This is a genomic window from Syntrophomonas sp. UBA1041 (genome assembly GCF_002316705.1).
Lineage (GTDB): Bacteria > Bacillota > Syntrophomonadia > Syntrophomonadales > Syntrophomonadaceae > DTU019.
The window spans coordinates 1-785 of record NZ_DCEA01000001.1; the positions used below are offsets into that span (position 1 = coordinate 1).

Genomic DNA, 785 nt, shown 5'->3' on the forward strand with positions numbered 1-785 from the left:
TGCTTCCCGGGCATGGCATCCAGGGTAAAGCGGGCCGCCACCTCCGAAACCCTTTCCGCGCCGCGGGTGATGACAATGAACTGAATAACCACCAGGATCAAGAAAATGACCATGCCCACCACCATATTGCCTCCCACCACAAAATTGCCGAAGGCTTCCACCACCTGCCCGGCATGGGCGTCAAGCAGTATCAAGCGGGTGGTGGATACGTTCAAGGAGAGGCGGAACAGGGTCATGACCAGGAGCAATGAGGGGAATACCGAGAATTCCAGCGGGTCTACGTTGAACATGGACACCATCAGGATAATCAAAGCGAAAGTAATGTTAAAAGTCAAGAGGATGTCCAGCAAAAAAGGCGTCAGAGGGATGATCATCATCATCACGATGGTGACTACCAGCATGGCTATCAAAACGTCGCTGTTTGCCGTTAAGCGGTCTTTCCAGGCTTGTTCCTGGGCCACTTTCATTCCTCCCCGGTTACAGAGCCAGTTTTTTGTGGCGGTATACGAAGGCCAGAACCTCAGCTACGGCCTGATACATCTCCTCCGGCACCAGTGCCCCGATCTCTACGCTGTAGTACAGGGTGCGGGCCAGGGGCGGGTTCTCCACCATTACCACCTGATGCTCCTGTGCGATCTCCTTGATCTTCTGAGCTACGAAATCCTGGCCTTTGGCCACGACCATCGGGGCTTGCATCACATCCACCTCATATTTCAAAACCACGGCAAAATGGGTGGGATTGGTGATTACCACATCGGCTTTAGGGACCTCGGCCATCATCCGGC

The 785-nt window shown here is 54.1% G+C and carries 2 protein-coding genes; both read right to left on the reverse strand.

Features of this window, described 5'->3' with window-relative positions:
* On the reverse strand, positions 1 to 467 hold a 467-nt coding region (locus B2633_RS00005; RefSeq protein WP_483168478.1), incomplete at its 3' end, for an FHIPEP family type III secretion protein.
* A gap of 10 nt (positions 468 to 477) precedes the next feature.
* Positions 478 to 785 (reverse strand): EscU/YscU/HrcU family type III secretion system export apparatus switch protein (locus B2633_RS00010; RefSeq protein ID WP_483168479.1); only part of this gene is annotated, 308 nt, incomplete at its 5' end.